The organism is Mesorhizobium sp. M8A.F.Ca.ET.165.01.1.1 (genome assembly GCF_004792065.1).
GTDB lineage: Bacteria > Pseudomonadota > Alphaproteobacteria > Rhizobiales > Rhizobiaceae > Mesorhizobium.
On sequence record NZ_SRTH01000124.1, the window covers coordinates 1 to 355 of the forward strand.

Annotated in this window: 1 protein-coding gene; it reads right to left on the reverse strand. The window is 64.8% G+C overall.

Going from position 1 to position 355, the window contains the following annotated elements:
- On the reverse strand, nt 1–355 hold a 355-nt coding region (locus tag EN808_RS35385), incomplete at both ends, for an MBL fold metallo-hydrolase (protein ID WP_135918237.1).

The following is a 355-nucleotide window of genomic DNA, read 5'->3' on the forward strand; positions in this document are numbered from 1 at the left end:
GCATCCATTGCACGTCGACGGCATAGAGCAGCGGCCGATCGAGGCCGCTGAACAGCAGGCCGAACTGTCCGTCGGCATGTCCAGGAAGATCGACCGCGATCACGCTGCCGTCGCCGAACAGATCGGCCCCGCCGGGGATGTCGCCGCGCGGCGGTACCTGTTTCATCTTCGACAGCCCGTCGAGCCTGGCCTCGAAATCGGCGGGGAAAAGCTCGGTGAACACGCCATGGCGTAGATTCTGCCGGGCGGTCCGCGCCTTCAGCCGCAACCAGGCGGCATCGCTGGCGATGAAGCGCGCATTGGCAAACAGCGACAGGCCGGAGATATGGTCGGCGTGAAAATGCGAGATCGGAAG